Origin of the sequence: Exiguobacterium sp. s46 (assembly GCF_018618875.1) — a bacterium.
Classification (GTDB): domain Bacteria; phylum Bacillota; class Bacilli; order Exiguobacteriales; family Exiguobacteriaceae; genus Exiguobacterium_A; species Exiguobacterium_A abrahamii.
Map to the genome: position 1 here is coordinate 1,553,337 of NZ_JACSMY010000001.1, position 20,926 is coordinate 1,574,262.

Sequence of the window (20,926 nt, forward strand, 5' to 3'; positions counted from 1 at the left end):
TTAATAAACATCTCCATCCAAGTCTGACGTTCCTGACTCAGAACCGATCGTCACCTTGAATGTCGTCGTTAGTGGTGTTTTTTGATTGTCTTTCATGACTTCGAGCACATCTTTGTTTTCTTTTAATGCCGTTACTTTGATGCGTGCCACACCTGGACGAAGTGGTTGTAGCGCTTGTCCTGTCGGATCAATTTTGACGTACTCCTTACCCTGAAGCACTTCCAACCGATAGAAGCGTTCTGTCGTCGTCACTGGGAACCAGCGCAGAATCGGTGATTTTTTATCATCCTTCATCGTCATCGCGATATCATCGGCTGTCAGATTAAGTGGGTTCTCACGTACTCGTACAAGCGTCTTCGCGACTGTATCCGGGAAATCAGTTAACTTCAACAACGCTTCGACCGGTCCGTTTGGTGTGCCGGTTTTACCCGTGATCGTATAACCCGATGCCGTCTGTTTCAATTCAATTGCATTACTAACAGTTGAAGTCGTAAATGGTAATGGATAGTTCGGATTGAATGTCGCCGTTACATCTTGATTCGATCCAACCCACAGTTCCAGATTACTTGGGGAAACGGATAATTCTGGCAACTTGACTTGAATCGTATACGTCGTTGATTGGGCAAGATAAGTCGAGCTTCCAGCTGTCGCAGGTACGACGGCTTTGACCGTGACTGTGCCTGGTGTTTTTCCTGTCAACTCCAACGTATTCTTAGTTAAGCCACTTGTCGTAACACGCGAATCATTCGTTATGATCCACTGAATCGGCGTATTGCTTCCCGATACCATCGAAGCGATTCCTGTCATTGATTTTGTTTCGCCGACATATAACGTATCTGGCACGTTTCGGACGATGAGTCCTCCGAACACATCATTGATGACAAGTTCAGAAGTCGCCGTCAACTCTTTACCGTTTCCGACTGGTACGACGAGTTTAATTTGTGTCGTCCCGACTTTTTTCGGCTTGATGACACCAGCTTCATCGATAGATGCGATTTCTGAATCTACGATTGACCATTTTAACGTGCCGTACTGACTACCTATAGGACTGATTTCTGGTAAAACTTTATATGATGGTGTCGTGATATCCATCTTGACGGACGGAATTTTCGCACTTGTCGCATAGGATGGTGTCAGTGCATAACCAATCGTCGGAAAAGCTTGTGGATCATTGGTGACAGTTGTTGATTTATCTTTTCCGTTCTTTTTATCTCGGTAGACGTTTTTCGTTGATGTCAGCGTATTATCTTTTTTATCAAGCACATGAACTCCTGCAGTGTCTTTGGCACGCACTTTGACAGTGAATGTTACTTCTGATTGATCTGCGATCCATTCACCTTTATGAACACCTGAAATCGCCTCATCGTATTCGATATCCGGTAGTCTCCCTTTTATCGTCTGACCAGTTATATTCGTTCCTGTCAGACCCGTCGTTGAGAGTATCTCAAGGTTACTAGGAAATTGTTCATTGAACAGGATATTTTCCATCGTTACTGAGAATTGTCCCATGATGTATCCGTTGTTACCAATGGCATCCTTTTGCATCATCGGAGACGTTTTGACGGTGTAGGTGATATCCGCTGTTTCCCCTTTTGGAATCGTAGCTGGATCAATCGAGCGCGAAAGGACGAAAGGCATAGATGCAGCGGGACGAACGACTTGAACCGTTCGTGTCTCAATTGTTTTGGCTCCTCGTTGATCCTCTGCTTCAATCCGGATCGTCACACTCGTCTTCCCTTTGAGCTTTGAATCGAATGATTGACTAACGAACGAGTTATTTTTCAATTTATTGTTTTCAAAAACTTTCTCATCATCAATGTAGATGCGCGTCTTTAACTCACGATCTTGTAGGTCGTAGTCGTTGACTTGATACGAGATCGTCAACGGTTCGTTCTCGAGGTAACTTGATTTATCCGTTGGTAAGATATTCTTGATTAAAGGCTTATGGTTCGCACCAATGAAAGCACGGTACATCGTGTTTGAGAATAGTTCTTTTTCTTGTTGTTGATTAAAGCTCGAAGTATGCCCTGCTCCTGAATACGTAACGTTTCCTTTGGTATACATATAATAGTGGTTGCGTGCATCACCAATTGTTCTTCCGGCAGCCTGATTCGAACTACTGAGGTTGTTTTCACGGATGTTATACCATGGAATCAAGTCCGGTTGTTCAAGATCCAGACCAAAGTATTGATTGTGTGTCGTTGCGATAGCAACCGTATCAGCTAAGGCAAATGGATAAGAAGTCATGACGCCCGCATTTTGTTTGACTGCTTGACCCGATGTTCGAGGTGCCGCGTACCCCATGTTCGTAAAGTTCTTTTGACCTGCGAGATCTGCAAACTTTGCTTCCCAGAATAGCTCTGGTTTGCTGGATTGTGCCGGTCTAAAGATCGTATCATGTGTCAGCATCAAACCTTGCCCCGTATTCGTGAAGTTAAGAATAGCATCTGATGCAGGATCACTTAGTGAAGCTGCACCATACGAATCCTGAAAACCGAAGATTAGCATATCATAGGATGTATTTATATTTTTACTGGCATACGTTTTGTTAAACGTGTCCGCAGAAATGACTTCTACATTGAAGTCATATAACCCATCTTGTTTTAACAATGAGCCCGACATGAATCCATTAATGGATCCATTTGAGCCCGAACGCGTGACTTGTAAAATTTTTGCTTTAGCTTCTTGATCCTGCATTAAAAAGCTTCCCATCTTATAATCCGTTAGCCCATCTTCACTTACGAGTCGAATCATCCAATTCCGTGGTCCCGTATAACTTGGTGCATCAAAGCGATACGATACTGAACCAGAAACTGTAGCTACTTTCTCGTCGACTTTCTCCGACTCATCAAATTGGTCGTTACTATTAAAGTCAATATACAACTGGACACGTGTATTAGCCGTAGTTTGATCAAGCGTAAAATTAAAATCAATTGGTTTATCTGGTGAAGCCGGTGCTGCTTTATCCACCGATGTTAACGATTGACCAGCCTGCGAAACCGCTACCTTGCTTAAACGAGGTCGTTCAATTTTTTCGGATTGTAATCGGGAGACGACCTGTTTTGAATCCGTATAGGCAATCGCAGCACCAGACGTCATGCTTGGCTTAAAAATCGAAGTGAAATTACTCGTTGCATGTGTTAACACATCAGCGTGTAAAAAGACGGGTAATCCTTTTTGAATATAGTTCGTCAAAATCTCATTCGCTTTTAACTTCGTAATATCATTCTCAATTTTACTCGTATTATGTTTTTTGGATGTATCAGATACTGTAATCGAATAACGGTCTGTTCCAGTAAAAATAGATGGATCAAAAACGATCGCATCAAATGCGCCATCAAGTGGAAAACGAGACGCATTCAACTCTTTGACCGTCATCATCTTGATTTCGTATTGACTAGTATTCAAGTCTTTTAACAGTGACAACGATGTAATGGTCGTTCCCGGGTCAATCCGGTTCGTCGTCGACCAGTCATCTCGAATCTCTAAAATCTTAAACTTTTCACCCGTTGCCGCTTTGGAATGTGGCTCATGTATATACGTAAAACTTGAAAAAATCAGTAAGATGGCTAAGGCTAGACGGACCCACTGTTTCATCACTTATCGTCTCCTCATCGTGTCATTGAGATATGGGACTATACTCCCCCATTTCATTATAACGAGAGAATCAGAGTTTCCCCTATTTTGTAAAAGAAGAAGCGAAGTAGTGACGTACTTCACTAATGAAATAGAGTGATCCCGTCACGACGTATGTCCGGTTTACTTCTAATTGCTCGAAGAATGCTTCGACTGTCGTTACGTTTGCTCCGTCTTGCTTCAACTCATCAAGTGTCCGCGCACGCGGAAAATCAAATGTCGTTTCGTAAATATCTGGTGTGATGTTGCGTAACTGCTCAAGCATCGCTGTCCGATCTTTGTCACGCAAAATCGAACAAAGCAACGTCACCGGCTTCGATTCCTCTTTTAAGCGTTCAACGAGTGCCGTGATGCCTTCCGGGTTATGGGCACCATCGAGAATGATCCGTGGTTTGCGGGAGATGATCTCAAACCGTCCCGGATGTTTTGCTTCCCGTAATCCTTTTCGGATTGCCGCTTTCGACCAGCCGAGGCGCCGCGCACAAATGACAGCGTTCGCCGCATTATGAACTTGATGATGGCCTTCGAGCCCTAAGCGTGTCTCTGGTATTCCATCGTATGTCGCCCAGGTACCCGTCTCTTTTAATCGATAACGGATGATCGCTTCCTGACTCCATTTCAACGTTGCATTTCGGTCACCGCAATATGCCATTAACGGCACCGTCAGTTCTTCTTGCAGTTTCCCGGCAATGACCGGTGTCCCCTGTTTAATGATCCCGAACTTTTGTAAGGCGATCTCTTGGAGCGTATCTCCGAGAATCGCTTGATGATCGTGGCCGATTGATGTGATGATCGCTGCGACCGGCTTCTTGAAGACGTTCGTCGAATCATACAACCCACCGAGTCCGACTTCATAGATGACGAAATCCGGACGAATCTGATCAAAATAATAGAAAGCAAGTCCTGTTAATGCCTCGAACTCAGTGACCGTACCGAGTGCCGGATCGATGCGCCCGATGGCAGCTTGAACAGCGATCGCAGCTGCGACGAGATCATCTTCTGCAATCGGTACCCCGTTCAACATGATCCGTTCCTCGAACTGAATGATATACGGCGACGTAAACGTCCCGATTCGTAATCCTTCCGCTATCCCCATCTCACGTAAGAACGCAACCGTCGATCCTTTTCCGTTCGTGCCAGCGACATGAATCGTCGGAATCGCGTCCGGGTCAATCTGTAATCCCAGTAACATCGCCTGCATCCGTTCAAGACCCGGTTTGACACCGAATGCTAGTAAGCTCGATAACCAATCCAATACATCTTCTCGCGTCCTCATGCTGTTCGCTCCTTTAAAAAAAGTGGCTCAAGGAGACTTGAGCCACTGCTGTAATTAGTGTGAGAGTTCGTTGATACGTGCTTCGACAGCTTGACGTTTTTCCGTATAATCAAGTGCCTTCGCTTTTTCTTCATCAATGACATGTGCTGGTGCTTTGCCGACGAAGCCAGGGTTGTTGAGTTTTTTCTCGACCCGTTCGACTTCTTTCGTATACTTGACGAGTTCTTTATTCAAGCGCGCGATTTCTTCCTCGATGTTGATCAAGTCCGCGAGTGGGATGAACAATTCTGCTCCCGTTACAATCGCACTCATTGCTTTTTCTGGCGCCGGCATCTGTTCTTCAATCCGGAGTTCAGACGCGTTCGTGAACTTTTGCAAGTACGAGCTGTTTGACGACAAGTCGTCTTGAACACGTGCGTCATTCGTCGAGATGAACAGTTGGATCTGTTTCGACATCGGTGCGTTCACTTCCGCGCGGATGTTACGAACCGAACGGATGACGTTCTGAACTGCTTCGAATGCTGGAACAGCTTCCGGGAAGTCGAGTGATGCCTCGCGTGTTGGCCATGCAGCACGTGTGATCGTCTCACCTTCATGCGGTAAGTGTTGCCAGATTTCTTCCGTGATGAACGGCATGAATGGATGCATCAGACGCATGATCCGGTCGAGCGTATAGGCAAGAACCGAACGCGTCGTCTGCTTCGCTGCTTCATCTTCCCCGTTGAGCGGTAATTTCGCCATCTCGATGTACCAGTTACAGAAGTCTTCCCAGATGAAGTGATAGAGAATACGTCCCGCTTCACCAAACTCATATTTGTCCGACAGACGCGTCACATCGTCGATCGTCGTCTGTAAGCGTGTCAAGATCCATTTATCTGCGAGTGACTTCTCACCTGTCAAATCGATCTGATCAAACGTTAGACCATCCATGTTCATCAAGGCAAAACGGCTTGCGTTCCACAGTTTGTTCGAGAAGTTCCATGTTGCTTCGATCTTTTCCCAGTAGAAACGGAGATCGTTCCCTGGCGTCGATCCTGTCGTTAGGAACCAACGAAGTGAATCGGCACCATACTTCTCAATGACATCCATCGGGTCGATTCCGTTCCCGAGGGATTTCGACATCTTGCGTCCTTCCGAATCACGAATCAATCCGTGGATCAAGACGTCTTGGAATGGACGTTGTCCTGTAAATTCATACGATTGGAAGATCATCCGTGATACCCAGAAAGCGATGATGTCATAACCCGTAACGAGTGTCGATGTCGGGAAGTATTTTTGATAATCCGCTGCGTCCGTGTTCGGCCATCCCATCGTCGAGAACGGCCAAAGCGCTGAAGAGAACCACGTATCAAGAACATCGTTGTCTTGCTCCCAGTTCTCGATATCGGCTGGTGCTTCCTTGCCAACGTATACTTCGCCTGTTTCTTTATGGTACCAAGCCGGAATCCGGTGTCCCCACCAGAGTTGACGGCTGACACACCAGTCACGGATGTTTTCCATCCAGCGCACATACGTGTTCTCAAAGCGTTGTGGAACGAAGTTGACCTTGTCTGGTCCTTGTTGCTCCTCGAGTGCTTTTTGCGCGAGTGGTTCCATTTTGACGAACCATTGGAGTGAAAGATACGGCTCAACGATCGCGTCTGAACGCTCCGAGTGACCGACAGAGTGCAAGTGTGGTTCGATTTTGATTAGAACACCTTCTGCTTTTAAATCTTCAACGATTTGTTTCCGGCATTCGAAGCGATCCATACCTTCGTATTTCCCTGCGTTCTCGTTCATCGTTCCATCTTCATTCATGACGAGGACACGTGGTAACTCGTGACGGTTACCGACTTCGAAGTCGTTCGGGTCGTGCGCTGGTGTAATCTTAACGACACCTGTACCGAACTCCATGTCGACATAGTCATCGGCAACAATCGGAATCTCGCGACCAACGATTGGTAACGTGATTGTTTTTCCGACGAGGTGAGCATAACGCTCATCCTTCGGGTTCACGGCGATCGCTGTATCACCGAGCATCGTCTCAGGACGTGTCGTCGCTAGTTCAACGTGACCTGAACCGTCCGTTAGTGGATAGCTGAAGTGATAGAACGCACCTTCGATATCCTTGTAGATGACTTCGATATCCGAGATCGCTGTTTTCGTCGCTGGGTCCCAGTTAACGATGTATTCGCCGCGGTAGATCAAGCCTTTTTCGTAAAGTTTCACGAAGACTTCTTGAACCGCTTCCGACAATCCTTCGTCGAGCGTGAAGCGTTCACGCGAATAATCGAGTCCAAGACCAAGTTTTGCCCATTGTGCACGGATCGTTGACGCGTACTCTTCTTTCCATGCCCATGATTGCTCAAGGAATTTCTCACGACCCATTTCAAGACGTGATTGTCCTTCTGCCCGCAGTTTTTGTTCGACTTTTGCTTGCGTCGCGATACCGGCATGGTCCATTCCTGGTAGATAAAGGACGTCAAACCCTTGCATCCGCTTCATCCGTGTCAGCATATCTTGTAACGTCGTGTCCCACGCGTGACCAAGGTGCAATTTACCTGTGACGTTCGGTGGTGGAATGACAATCGTGTACGGCTCTTTTTCTGGATCCTGATCGGCTTTGAAATAGTCACCTTTCACCCAAAAGTCGTACCATTTTTCTTCCGTTGCCTGCGGATCATACTTCGTTGGCATTGATAATTCCTGCATCCTGATCGCTCCCTTTTTGTCCATAATAAAAACGGCTTCTCTCGTCCTATGCTAAGGACGAAAGAAAGCCGTTGCTTTTTTCCGCGGTACCACCTTAGTTCATCCAAAATCGGATGCCCTCGAGCCACGTAACGTGTGGAGGACGGATATCGCTCGTAAGACTCACGATACCAGCTCGTGGGGTGACCTTCCTCCTGTTCGCCCGTCACATCTTTCAGCCAAGGATGTGTTCTCTACACCGGTACGAATACAGGATTACTCTTCCCGTCATCGCTGTTGCCATTTTCTTCTTTACTCATTTTAGCCGAGAGTTCAAGTAATCGTCAAGAACTGCTTAACGACCAAATTCAACTTGGAGTTCTTGGAACGTCAATTCGACGGCTTCGATCGTCCGTTCGATGTCTTCGTCCGTATGGGCGATCGACAGGAAGAGACCTTCGAATTGTGACGGTGGTAAGAAGACACCACGCGCCGCCATCTTTTGATAATACGAACGGAACATCTCAAGGTTCGATGTTTTCGCTTTTTCGAAGTTCGTGACACGTTCATTCGTAAAGAAGACACCAAACATCGCGCCTGCGCGGTTCGTCGTCAGCGGAATGTTATATTTCGCCGCAGCATTCAGGTAGCCTTCTGACAAACGGCTCGCTTTCCGGTCGAACTCTGCATAGTGTTCTGGTTTCAATTGTGTCAATGTCGCTAGACCCGCTGCCATCGCGAGTGGGTTCCCGGATAATGTACCCGCTTGATAGATTGGACCTTGTGGTGCGATCTGTTCCATAATGTCACGACGTCCGCCGTAAGCCCCGACTGGCATGCCGCCGCCGATGACTTTACCGAGACATGTGATGTCCGGTGTGACACCGAAATGTCCTTGCGCACAGTGGAATCCGACACGGAAACCGGTCATGACTTCGTCAAAGATCAATAAAGCGCCGTTTTCCGATGTGATCTCCCGTAAGCCTTCGAGGAAGCCTGGTTCTGGTGGCACGAAGCCCATGTTCCCAGCAGCCGGTTCGACGATGACACCAGCGATATCGTCGCCGTGTTTTTCGAACGCGATCCGGACAGCGTCCAAATCGTTGTATGGAACCGTCAGCGTCATGCTCGCGATTTGCGCCGGAACGCCTGGTGAATCCGGTAGTCCGAGTGTCGCGACACCTGACCCTGCTTTGATCAAGAGCGAGTCGCCGTGACCATGGTAACAGCCTTCGAATTTGAGGATTTTCGTCCGACCTGTATAGCCGCGTGCGAGACGAAGGGCAGCCATCGTCGCTTCTGTCCCTGAGTTGACCATCCGGACGACTTCGACCGATGGAACACGGCTGATGACGACTTCCGCCATCGCTGATTCGATTTCCGTTGGTGTCCCGTAGCTCCAGCCACGTGTCGCTTGTTCTTGGATCGCTGACGTGACGATTGGATCGGCGTGACCAAGGATCATCGGTCCCCATGACAAGACGTAATCGATATACTCTTTTCCGTCGATATCATAGAGCTTCGATCCTTTCGCATGATCTGCGAAAATCGGTGTCATCCCGACCGATTTATAAGCACGAACCGGGCTGTTGACGCCACCCGGCATGAGCGGGAGCGCCCGCTCGAATGCTGCTTTTGATTTTGAGTTCTGGTTAATTAAGCTCATTTCGACCCCTCCAGGTAACGACAAATGTCTTTTGCGAAATAGGTGATGATTAAATCAGCGCCTGCTCGTTTAAAGCCAAGCATCGTCTCAAGGACGATTCGTTCTTCGTCGATCCAGCCGTTCAAGGCTGCTGCTTTCACCATGGCATACTCACCCGATACGTTATAGGCGACGATCGGTAAATCGATTCGTTCACGCACATCACGAATGATATCCATGAAAGCGAGCGCTGGTTTGACGATCATGAAGTCAGCTCCTTGATCGACGTCCGCTGTTGCTTCACGGAACGCTTCACGACGGTTCGCTGGATCCATTTGGTAGCCTTTCCGGTCGCCTTCTCCTGGTGCGGAGTTTGCCGCATCACGGAATGGACCATAATAAGCAGACGCATATTTAACGCCGTAGCTCATGACAGGAATATGGCTGAAGCCATTCTCGTCCAACCCTTGGCGAATCGCTGCGACGAATCCGTCCATCATTGATGATGGAGCGATGACGTCAGCACCCGCCCGTGCTTGCGAGATCGCTGTCTTGACGTGGAGCGGTAATGATGCATCATTATCAACCGTACCATCGGCGACGATACCGCAGTGACCCGTTGACGTATATTCACATAAGCATGTGTCGGCAATGACCGTTAGCTGCGGTGCAACCTTCTTAACGAGACGTGTCGCTTCTTGAACGATCCCATGATCGTGAAACGCACCTGATCCTTGCTCGTCTTTTAAATGGTCGTGCGGAACACCGAATAAGATGACGGATTCGATTCCAAGTGCAACGACTTCTTCGATTTCAGCCGTCAAGTGATCGAGTGATAAGTTGAAGACGCCAGGCATCGAGCTGACTTCGCGTTTGATATCTTCGCCTTCAGCGACGAAGATCGGATAAATCAAATCTGATTTATGCAATTGATTCTCGCGGACGAGTGACCGGAGTGATGCGGTATGACGCAAACGACGGTGACGTGCGTATTCTAATGTGTTCATGCTGATTCCTCCTCAATGATACGATCAATCATGCCGTCTACCGTGAATTCACGGGCGACATGGATCGGTTGAAGTCCGGCTGCTTTTGCTGCTTGCTCCGTAATCGTCCCAATGACGATGAACGTCGTCTGTGGGGATAATGGAGCAATCGCTTCGACAGCGGAAGGACTCTGCAGTCCAATATAGGCGGCAGTTCTGACAAGTGCTTCAGGTAGCCGACGGGTGACGGTTTCATACGTGATGATATCTTCGACCGTATATCGATTCAGTTTTCGTAACTGATCGACCGGTGCTTGCCGGGATCGGTTCCCTCGTGCAAAGACGATATGATCGCCGTCAGACAAGTGTGGTCCGAGTTCTGCGACGAGTGCGTCTCCTGTAAAGGTCGACGGACAGAAGTCTGCTGTTCGACCGTACTTCGCAAGTGCGTCTGCCGTCTTTCGTCCGACGACCGCGATACGCGTTTCTGCTAATTCAGGCAACGCATCAGCAATCCGGTGGACACCATTCGGACTCGTCACGATGAGCCAATCAATTCCCTTCGGCAATGTAAACGAAACCGGTCGCGTTTCAATGACAGGATAATGCACTGACTCGATCGCGACGGCGCGCAGTCGCGCCATCTGCTCGGTCGTCGGTGGTCGGCTGCCCGTGAAGAGTACCTGCTTACAAGTCATCCGGAAGTGTCGCGAGAATCTCACGACCGCCCGAAGCAAGCAGACGTTCGGCAACATCTTGACCGAGTTGCATCGGGTCTAGACCTGATTCGCGCTCGAGTAGGATTTGCTCTCCATCGACGGATCCAATGAATCCGACGAGTGTCGTTGACATGTCTTCGTTGATCGTTGCAAATCCACCGACCGGAACGTGACAACTACCTTCGATCGCCGCTAAGAAAGCGCGCTCTGCGTAAGCTACTTTTTCTGTCATCTGATCATGGATCAGGTGCAAGAGATCACGTACTTCTTGGTCATGTTCGCGACATTCGATACCGAGGATTCCTTGACCGACGGCTGGAATCATGTCATCTGTCGAGAGATATTCCGAGACGACGTCTTCAGACCAACCCATCCGTTGTAGACCAGCTGCTGCGAGTAGGATCCCGTCAAACGGACCATTCTTTAATTTATCGAGTCGTGTGTCGATGTTTCCACGAATCGATTCGATTTTTAAATCAGGGCGGAGTTTTAGCAATTGCGAGCCACGACGTAAGCTACTCGTACCGACAACCGCACCTTCCGGCAAGGAAGCAAGACCTTCGCCTGTTTTCGTAATCAAGGCATCACGCGCATCGACACGCGCTGGTGTTGCACCGATGATGAGACCGTCCGGTAATTCAGAAGGTAGATCCTTCATGCTGTGAACGGCAAAATCGATTTCTTCGTCAATCATCTGTTGCTCGATCTCTTTTACGAATAATCCTTTACCGCCGACTTTCGAGAGCGTCACATCCAAAATACGGTCCCCTTTTGTGATGATGTTCTTGATTTCGAACTCATACGGCGCGCCGGCTTGTTTCAACTGGTCAATGACCCATTTCGTCTGTGTCATCGCTAGCTTCGAGCTTCGCGATCCAACAATGATTTTTCGCATGCTAAAATCCCCCTGTACAATGATAAAGGGGCGGCACAAGTCCGCCCCATGCATTTTCTATTGTAACACAAATCGTGCTTTGTTCACCGGTTCACAGCTTTTGCGGAAGGTGTCGTCTCTTCTGATGTCATCACGTCATCTTCGAGCCCTTCGAACAAGTCTTCGTTAAGTGCGAACGTATCCATGAACTGCGCAATCCGCTCATCGGCATCTGGCTTCGCTGCCGCATCTTTAATATAAGACAACGGTTCACGCAACAACTGGTTGATGATTGATTTCATGTGTTTGCCAATGACGGTTTTTTCACGTTTCGACATCTCCGGTAACTTCCGTTCCAAGCTTTGCATCGTTTCTTGTTGAATCCGTAACGCCTGGTCTCGTAATTCCGTGATGATCGGCACGACACCAAGTGTCGTCATCCAACCTTCGAACTCAGCGATTGCCGCTTCAATCCGTTGTTCGATCTTCGCTGCTTCCTTCATCCGTTCCGCCATGTTTTGTTGGACGATTGATGTCAAATCATCGACATCGTACAAATGAACACCTGGCAAGTCACCGACGGTCGGTTCAATATCGCGTGGTACGGCGATGTCGATCAAGAGGAATGGACGATCGTGACGGAACAGCTGTGCTGCCGCGATGTCTTCCCGTTTGATGATGGCACGTTTTGCACCCGTTGAAGAGATGACGATGTCTGCCCGAAGCAAACCGCACTGCATCTCGTTAATCGAATGTGCCGATCCTTCGAACCGATTCGCGACCTCTTCTGCTTTAGCTAACGTCCGGTTAAAGACCGTGATATCGCGTGCCCCTGCTTCATATAGGTTAAGCGTCGTCAATTCGCCAGTTTCTCCCGCACCGATGACGACGATTGATTTATCTTCAAGCGATCCGAGTAACTGTTCGGCAAGCGTGACAGCAGCAGCACTGACAGAAACGGCATTTTCACCGATTCCAGTTTCTGCGTGAGCCCGTTTGGCGAGCGTGACCGCTTCTTTGAAGAGTTTATTGAAAACCGTTCCTGTCGTTTCAAGCTTTTGCGCCATGAAGAAGCTTGTCTTGACTTGACCAAGAATCTGCGTTTCACCGACGATCATCGAATCAAGCCCACTTGTCACGCGGAACAGATGCTTCATCGCATCAAACCCTTCATGAATGAAGAGATACGGCTCGAGTTCCTCCATCGTCAAACCGAACCAGTTTGCAAGGAAACGTTTCGTATAATACCGTCCTGTATGTGGCTGATCCGTCACGACGTACAGTTCCGTCCGATTACATGTCGAGACGATGACACTTTCAAAAATACTTTTTTCATCGCGCAATGCGACGACCGCTCCCTTCATCTCATGCTCCCCAAATGAGACTTGTTCGCGTATTGATACAGGCGCTGTTTTGTTATTCAAGCCGACCACTACGATATGCATGCGCTCTACCCCTTACGTCCAAAGATTTCGTTCCGATCTATCTTTTCGTTCTCTATCCTACATTATAACCATTATAAAAAAGATTCCAATCAATTTATAAACTAAAATGAGTCGAAGTTGTGAAATCTTCTTCATTTTTTCTCTTCTTCTACCTTATCCCTCTCTCATGAAAATCACAAACCCTCTGCTCCTAAAAAGAGCAGAGGGTTACACTTTACTTCAAGGATTCAGGTGATACCGTCACGTCCGGTACGTCGAGACGCTGCTGACGTAAACGATAGATCCGAGCGATATTTTGAACGACGACTTTTGAAACTGCGTATGTTGGAACCGCCAAGATGACACCGATGATTCCACCGATTTTCCCAGCAACGAGCAAGACGATGATGATCGTCAACGGATGAACCTTGAGTGTCTTTCCTTGGACATAAGGAGAAATCAAGTTCGACTCGATTTGCTGCGCGACGACGATCGTGATGATCGCATAGACGGCTTTAATCGGATCATCGATGAACCCGACGATGACCGCCGGTACGGCACCGATGTAGGGACCAAGATACGGAATGATGTTCGTGACCGTACAGAATAAGGCAAGCAGTAACGCATATTGAATATCTGCGATGAAGAAGCCAATCAATGACATGAGACCGACACAGATCGAGACGATGACCTGTCCATTGACATAATGCTTCACTGTCACGTGCATGTCGTGCAAGATTTTACGCGTTTCTGTTTCATAGCTTTTCGGCAACAGCTTCACGACGGAATCCGGAAACTTATAGCCGTCAAGCAACATGTAAACTAAGATGAACGGCACTAAGACGATGATTAAGACGGTCGAAGAGATGACACCGAAAATCGTTCCGACAGACGTCGAGACAGACTTAAAGACTGTACCGATATACGATGTTGCTTCATTCGTCCACTTGTCAAACAAGTCCGTGTTCTCGTGAACCCATGTCGAGATGAATCGGTTGTTCATCAATTGATCGCGTAAATTTAAAGTCTGATCACGCAATTCAACGACGAGTGTCGGAATGCTCGTCGCAAAATCCGTCACCTGTTCGACTAAGATGGGTCCGATTGATGCAACCGCAATCGTCAGGATCGAAATGAAACCAAGCAAGACGATTAGCACGGCAAGACCACGCTTCTTGACTCGTTTTTGTAGTGCGTCCACAATGCCAAGCGTAAAGTAATAGAAGATCCCTGCGATGATCAATGGCGGGAAGATCAAGGCTAACATGACACGAATTGGCTGGAATAAAAATGAAATTTTCGTTCCAACCCAGATGACGAGAAAAATCACTAATATCCAGATTAATGCTTTAAACCACTTGTTTCGTAACAACTCCACCTAACTTATCCCCCTCATACCTATTCGTCAGCCGACTTTTTCCTCGGTGACGTCTTCGAGACGCTGACGCTCCATCTGACCCCAGTTTCCTCGACCAGTCAAGAATTGAATCAATCCTCCTAGCTTGAAGAAGACGAGAATCGGACGGTACCAGAACGACTCGGTTAAGGACCATAGATACAACCGAATCAATTCCTTGACGTTCTTGAATCGGTGCATCGTCCACTCTTCCAATAATACGGCACCTGCTGACAATAGGGAACCATAGAGTAAAGCGACGACCAGCAAGACGATCCCAAATTCAAAGTTGAGTGTACCGACGAGTAGGTTGAGCGGAATGATGAAATAACCGATCAGTTCGACGATTGGTCCGAGTAGTTCAATCAAAAAGAAATACAACATCGAGACGCTACCAACAGAACCATATTTCGGATTGCCAATCATTCGTTTATGCGTCCACAACGTCTCAGCAAGACCACGATGCCAACGTGTTCGCTGTGACCGTAACACTTCCATCGATTCTGGAGCCTGTGTCCAGCAGACTGGCGCCGGAACGTACTCGATGCGTTTATCGAGCTTATTTTCCTTCATGTACCGGTGTAAGCGGACGACAAGCTCCATGTCCTCACCGACGAGACCTTCTTTATATCCACCAGCCTGTACGACAATATTCTTTTGGAACAATCCGAAGGCGCCGGAGACGATCAATAAGATATTGAAACGACTAAGACCAAGGCGACCGAACAAGAATGCACGGAAATACTCGATCATCTGCATCAGGACGATCCGTTGCTTCGGTGTCCGAATCTCAACGATTTCGCCGCCTTCAATCGTACAACCGTTAACGAGGAAGATCGAACCACATGTCGCGACGACTTCTTCATCTGACTCAACGATCGGTTTCATGACTTTTAATAACGCATCGCGCTCTAAAATCGAATCCGCGTCGAGCGAACAGAAATAGGGATAACTCGAGTAATCAATACCGGCATTCAAGGCGTCTGCCTTTCCACCATTCTCTTTATCGATGACAATCAAACGACTATCAATGCGGGAACGGTAGACTTGTTTGACCGGCTTTGAACCAATCAAGATACGTGGATATTGAATTTCTTTTTCCAACTCATACGCGCGAAACAGCTCATCCATCGTTCCGTCTTTTGAACCATCGTTAATGACGAGTACCTCATGCTCTGGGTAGTCAAGGGCTAGCAAGGCTTGGACACTTGAGACGATCGTATATTCTTCATTATAGGCTGGAACAAGGATACTGACCGGTCGTGTATAGAGAGACCGCATCAATGGTAAATAGGAGCTTTCTTTTCGGCGGAACCGTTGCCGTCGCACCATCTGAGCAGAAATCAGATACAGCGTCGAATAGAATACGATGACGAGTAACATATAGATCAATACTGTCCATGAGAGGACTTCAATAATGGCTTGGATTGTCTCAGACGACATGATGCTTCATCTCCTTTGCCAACCGTTCGGTCGCTTTTTGACGCGCATAGCGGTCGGGGTGTGTACTTGAAACCTTCGCCAACTGTTCGATCCCACCACAAGCAAGTAACGCATCAAAGGCTGCCGTCCGGACCCACCATGATCGACTGCCGACAAACGGCAGGATCGCTGGTATCGCATCATCTGGAACGACGTGCTCTAAGAAACGAAGGGCAAGCATTTGCTCAACCCAACTTGATTCTTCTTCCAAGTAAGGCACATACAATTTCCAGTCTTCCTCAAGTCCAATCCGTGTGAGCGCGCGAAGGGCTCGCTTTCGGACTTCTGGATTCTTATCAGTCGTTTTATCGCGTACGAGCGCGATATAACGTGTCTCATCTCGATCAAAGATCAACTGGAGTATTGCTAGTCGAAACGATAGTGTAAGTTCATCGAACGATGTGACCCATTCTTGTAAGTCGTGACTACGACCGATCGCAAGAATCGCACCAAAGAAGCTGATATCATTTTCTTGTTTAGCAATCGCAATCGCATCTTGCGGGGATAAGGAGACAAGTGTCCGGACGATGACATCGCTCTCCTCTTTTTCAATTGCCTTTCCCCAACGGGCATGAATCATCGGTGCGACTGCGACCAAACGGAATTGAGAAACGGCTTCATAGGCGTTCAAGCGACGATCAATCCGCCGATGCTTCAATTGTTGCTCATAATACGCTTGCATATTAGAAGCGACGAAAGCTTGTATACGTTCAAGATGCACCGGCGTTGCCGTCAAGTTAGACAACGCGAACAATTCAAGCTCCGCTAAATCTTCGTTTCCTTTTTGAATCGTTGGCATGTCTTGACGTTCACTTGTCGCATAGTCATAGATGTCATCTCGAAAGGCAAGCTGCCAATCGCGACGCGCATGCTCACGATTGGCGCGTTTTCGTTTTTGAACGACAAGATAGATCAACGCTCCACCTTGTAAGAAGATGAGTACGACGATGAATACTAGAATCGCCTGCATCATCGGCCGTCCTCGACTTTGCGAATCCACGCACGGAACTCTTCGATTTTCAGTGGAAGCGTCATGATGTAATCAACACCACGATCAATCGCTAGGACATGATCACGTTCGCGGTTATACATCGAGATCATCATCGATTGGAATGGTGCGACACTCTGTTGTTTCGCTCGCAGCAGTAATTCCAATCCATCTGCTCGCGGCAATGCGGACGTGAACACGAGTAAGTACGGACGGGATGCTACATACTCATCAAGGAACGTCTCCGCTCGCTCGAACGTCATGAAGCGTTCGAAACGGTCCGTCAATTCCCGTTCCATCATCCGACGGATATGCGGATCTTCCGTTACGACGACAACGTCTGCGATATGATGGATCTTCTTATAACGCGCAAGGCGATCGAGAACAAGCTCCCTCGACAGCGTCGCCGGCAGAACTTCACGTGCGTTCTCTAACCCATAGAAAGAGGGTTCCGTATTAAAGTAAACGACGGGAATCCGCTCCTCAATGACGGGTTTGCTCGCGAGAACGACATCGGCATAAGAGATGTCCGTCCGCACGCACCATCCTTCCTCGATCAGACCATTGACCGTCTCCGGCATTTGTCCGACCGTGTGTACGAATAAGGTATTCGTCGTTGATTCTCGGACAGCCTCTTCCGTCCATTCGATCGTCGAACTGACCTCACGATCTTGAGTTGTTGATTCAAACGACTGATTGATTAATTTCCACATCTCTTCACGTCGCATTTAGTTTCCTCCCTCAGTGAATGCTTTTTTCATCGTATGATAGATAGGTTTCAATTCTTCCCGTTGCTGTGGATTCGTCCACTCGGCCCAGTTGTAGAAACCACGATTCTTCTCTGGAATGCGTGTCTCACCGACTTGACCTGTGACTTCGATTCCTTCCGTGATCATCTTCGATTCGAGTCCATCTTTCCAGAAGTCTCCGATGATTTCATGTTTACTTGGATCACGCATATTCAAGACCATCCATGGAATACGAAGTTCAACGGTTGGTTTCGTGACATCTGAGATATCCGTTAAAATGTCATCTGGTTCTCCTTCATGTAAAACACCTGTGTCCCATTTGACGGCTGGTTTGACGATTTTTTTCGTCACCGGGTCTCGTCTTGCATAATCGAGCATTTGATAGATCGGAACGAACTTGCCGCTGTCTTTTTGATCAGACGGAGGTTTCACCATCTCAAACGGCATCTTCAGACCGTAGTGGTATCGGAAGATGTCATAGCGAGCATCGACATCGATACGCGCTGTCTGATCGATCGTCAGGCGGTATTCAGCTCCTTCGTCAAGCGTCAACGAACCGACTTTCGTGTTCCCATCATTCGGTTTCGTCGATAGTGCAAGTGTCGTCGGCTCTGCTTTCTTCCGGTCGATGCGTAAGTAGAGATAAGCCTCGTCGGAAGTCATATAAATCGCTCGATCCTTATTTTCAGCTACTGGTGCATACCCTTTCCAATCATCCAATTTCCCATCAATGATGATGTCTGAACGGAGGAATCCAAGCATCCCGAAATGTTGTTCACTTGTTTGAACATTCGACCAACGTGGACGGGTATCCGCATCGTCATAATCCATTGTGTTCCATGTTCGTTTGAACCATTCGTCTTGCCAGATGAAGACCAGTCCACCAGCCGTCTTGACGTCCTTGATGTCTTGATAGAGCTGCGCGACGAGTTCGCCTTGTTTCTTTTCACTGACATGTCCTTGGTCGAAACCGTTCGGTCCAAGGTGTGTCTTCCCGCGTGAACTTGGAATACCGAATTCCGATACAAGTAACGGCATATCATGATAGTCTTTCATTTCTTTCAAATAACGAGCGTAGGATTCAGAGCTCTTATCTGCTTTTTGACTGTATTCTTCCTTGATGAACGAAGGGTAATACGGATAGATGTGATAAGACGCAAACAAACCACCTGGGAAATCCTTCGTTGCTTTTAAATGATTGAAGTCGATCGAGACGAGATCTTGCTCTTCTTCGACCTCTTTCGGGTGTTTCAATGGATCCGTCGTCGGCCAGTTCGTCGAACCAATTGGTCGAGTCGTTCCGTACTCTTTGATTTCGTGTGCTGTCGCTGTATCCATCCGACCAGCAAGCCACGATTCGAACGGTGACGCCTCTTGTGTCGTCGTCACGTATTTCCCTTCGAATCGCGTGCCTTTGTTCTTTTTATTCGTCTCGACGACGGCTTCCGGTAACCATTCGATTCCGAAGACGAACGCTGAAACGTATTGCGAGACGTCTGAAGTATATGTTCCGGAAGCATGACCGACGACTTCCTTGACGACCGCGTTACCATGAATGACATCGACCATTCGTTTGGCTTCCGTATCGGTCATCTTCAAGAAGTCTGGTTCAAAAGCGTTCTTCAACTCTTCGAATGGTTTTTCCTCGACCCACATACCTTGCATCAAATAAATCGGTTGCTTCGCCCGTTCGTTATACGCTTTTAATGCATCGTAAAAAGCAGGAGGATGCAATGTATACACGCGAATCGTATTGACACCCAACTCGCCGATTTCCTTTAGCCAACGATCGTATTCATTACGACTGATGGCATGTTCCCCGGGAAATGCACCCGGTCGACCGAGTCCGACGTTAACGCCTTTGACGAAATACGGCTTCCATTCGCCATCTTGATACATCTCAAGCGTGTCTTGTCCTTCTCGTGCCCGAGTTCGTAATTCCTGATTGCCGACTTTCGTTTGTGAGAGTGGTTTTACTTTTGCAGCTTGCGTCGAAACACGTTTTGTATCTTCTAAAATTCGCGTCAATGTCGGGGCATAAATCTTCCAAAAGAATGCTGATTCACTCTCTGCACTATCGAGGATGAACTGTTTACGGAACCAATCAAGCCCACTATATCGATAGTAGCGCGGGATGTCCGCGACATCTGTATAGTCACCAGCAAAATAGTGTCCACTTCCTTGCGTAACATACGCAGGGAACTCAAGCGGCAACTGATATTTCCGAAGCATCGCTTGGGTCTGCTTTGACGGTTTCCAAGAAAAATGCGCTTGTTGCTCGCCACCATCTAGCTCTAAAATCTCAAACCAGTAGTTATAACGCACCTCATCTTTTGCATTGCCCTTGTTTTTATCCCATTTATAAAGTAATGGTGTGTCATCATTGACGAAAAAAGCTTTTTCCGTTGAGTCATTGATGAAGACATAACCTGGACCAGATAGTTTAAATTCTTTTTCTTTCGCCTGTGCTTTTAATTGAGCTACGACGTTCTTCTCAATACCTTGCAATTTTGTTAAATCCGGGAAAAAACGACCAATCCATCCTGTCCAAGCCGTTCCGAACAATTGACGAAACGCATTGGACCGTTCGACCGACGTCGGACTTGCCGCCGTATTGAACTCCGCCACGACGGTTTTCCCTTGCGAAATGGCTTCGGTCGCGAGCTCGACGTCTTCCGTCGTCAAGCCACCACGATGTTCTTTTTTTCCGTTGACGTCATATGACTTTCCATACGTATCCGTAAACAACAGCACATCTGCTTTAGAAGCCTGTTGTAGCATTTGCTTCCCTTGTGTACCGTCATAACGATTAATGTAATCCGAATACTTATAATCTTGCTCTTGCGCATTTCGGATTTTCAAGTGATTCAATAACCACGTCGTTCCAGCGTGCTCTCGCTCATCTGTACCGTTCGTATAATCAAATAGCGCGATATTTAATGTCTTTTCCTGCTTTAAGAACCAAATGGCAAATGGTGTCAGAATAAGTAATATGACGATTGCAAACGTCCATTTATAACGCCTCATATTGGCATAGCCTCCCACTAGAACAATTTGTTCCTATCATTGTAACGTGAATTA

13 protein-coding genes and 1 other annotated feature are annotated in these 20,926 nt (G+C 47.6%); all 13 genes read right to left on the reverse strand.

Features of this window, described 5'->3' with window-relative positions:
• Positions 1-3,597, reverse strand: a complete 3,597-nt coding sequence (locus KNQ08_RS08230) for a GEVED domain-containing protein (protein ID WP_214805250.1) — start codon at positions 3,595-3,597, stop codon at positions 1-3.
• A gap of 82 nt (positions 3,598-3,679) precedes the next feature.
• Positions 3,680-4,912, reverse strand: coding sequence for a bifunctional folylpolyglutamate synthase/dihydrofolate synthase (locus tag KNQ08_RS08235; RefSeq protein WP_214805251.1), 1,233 nt, complete (start codon positions 4,910-4,912; stop codon positions 3,680-3,682).
• A 54-nt stretch (positions 4,913-4,966) separates the two neighbouring features.
• On the reverse strand, positions 4,967-7,603 hold the full coding sequence (locus tag KNQ08_RS08240) for a valine--tRNA ligase (RefSeq protein ID WP_035396608.1): 2,637 nt from the start codon (positions 7,601-7,603) through the stop codon (positions 4,967-4,969).
• A 50-nt stretch (positions 7,604-7,653) separates the two neighbouring features.
• Positions 7,654-7,883, reverse strand: a binding site (T-box leader).
• A 54-nt stretch (positions 7,884-7,937) separates the two neighbouring features.
• Positions 7,938-9,248: a glutamate-1-semialdehyde 2,1-aminomutase gene (hemL, locus tag KNQ08_RS08245; protein ID WP_214771063.1), complete on the reverse strand. Its 1,311-nt coding sequence runs from the start codon at positions 9,246-9,248 to the stop codon at positions 7,938-7,940.
• A complete protein-coding gene (hemB, locus tag KNQ08_RS08250) occupies positions 9,245-10,234 on the reverse strand; it encodes a porphobilinogen synthase (RefSeq protein ID WP_023468970.1) in 990 nt (329 codons plus the stop codon). Before hemB ends, hemL begins: the two co-directional genes overlap by 4 nt.
• Positions 10,231-10,911 carry a uroporphyrinogen-III synthase gene (locus KNQ08_RS08255; RefSeq protein WP_214723757.1) on the reverse strand — a complete coding sequence of 227 codons (681 nt, stop codon included), beginning with the start codon at positions 10,909-10,911 and terminating at the stop codon, positions 10,231-10,233. The genes hemB and KNQ08_RS08255 overlap by 4 nt, the downstream gene beginning before the upstream one ends.
• Positions 10,901-11,827, reverse strand: a complete 927-nt coding sequence (gene hemC, locus KNQ08_RS08260) for a hydroxymethylbilane synthase (protein WP_023468972.1) — start codon at positions 11,825-11,827, stop codon at positions 10,901-10,903. The genes KNQ08_RS08255 and hemC overlap by 11 nt, the downstream gene beginning before the upstream one ends.
• A gap of 83 nt (positions 11,828-11,910) precedes the next feature.
• Positions 11,911-13,251 carry a glutamyl-tRNA reductase gene (hemA, locus tag KNQ08_RS08265; protein ID WP_029342279.1) on the reverse strand — a complete coding sequence of 447 codons (1,341 nt, stop codon included), beginning with the start codon at positions 13,249-13,251 and terminating at the stop codon, positions 11,911-11,913.
• 214 nt (positions 13,252-13,465) lie between these two features.
• Positions 13,466-14,608 (reverse strand): AI-2E family transporter, encoded by a 1,143-nt coding sequence (locus KNQ08_RS08270; RefSeq protein WP_050677618.1) that lies wholly within the window; start codon positions 14,606-14,608, stop codon positions 13,466-13,468.
• 27 nt (positions 14,609-14,635) lie between these two features.
• On the reverse strand, positions 14,636-16,069 hold the full coding sequence (locus KNQ08_RS08275) for a glycosyltransferase family 2 protein (protein WP_050677619.1): 1,434 nt from the start codon (positions 16,067-16,069) through the stop codon (positions 14,636-14,638).
• Positions 16,059-17,081, reverse strand: coding sequence for a HEAT repeat domain-containing protein (locus KNQ08_RS08280; RefSeq protein WP_214771066.1), 1,023 nt, complete (start codon positions 17,079-17,081; stop codon positions 16,059-16,061). The genes KNQ08_RS08275 and KNQ08_RS08280 overlap by 11 nt, the downstream gene beginning before the upstream one ends.
• Complete coding sequence (locus KNQ08_RS08285; protein WP_214723761.1) at positions 17,078-17,824, reverse strand: response regulator; 747 nt, start codon at positions 17,822-17,824, stop codon at positions 17,078-17,080. Before KNQ08_RS08285 ends, KNQ08_RS08280 begins: the two co-directional genes overlap by 4 nt.
• Positions 17,825-20,872, reverse strand: coding sequence for a hypothetical protein (locus KNQ08_RS08290; protein ID WP_251133637.1), 3,048 nt, complete (start codon positions 20,870-20,872; stop codon positions 17,825-17,827). It abuts the gene before it with no gap.
• Positions 20,873-20,926 lie beyond the last annotated feature (54 nt).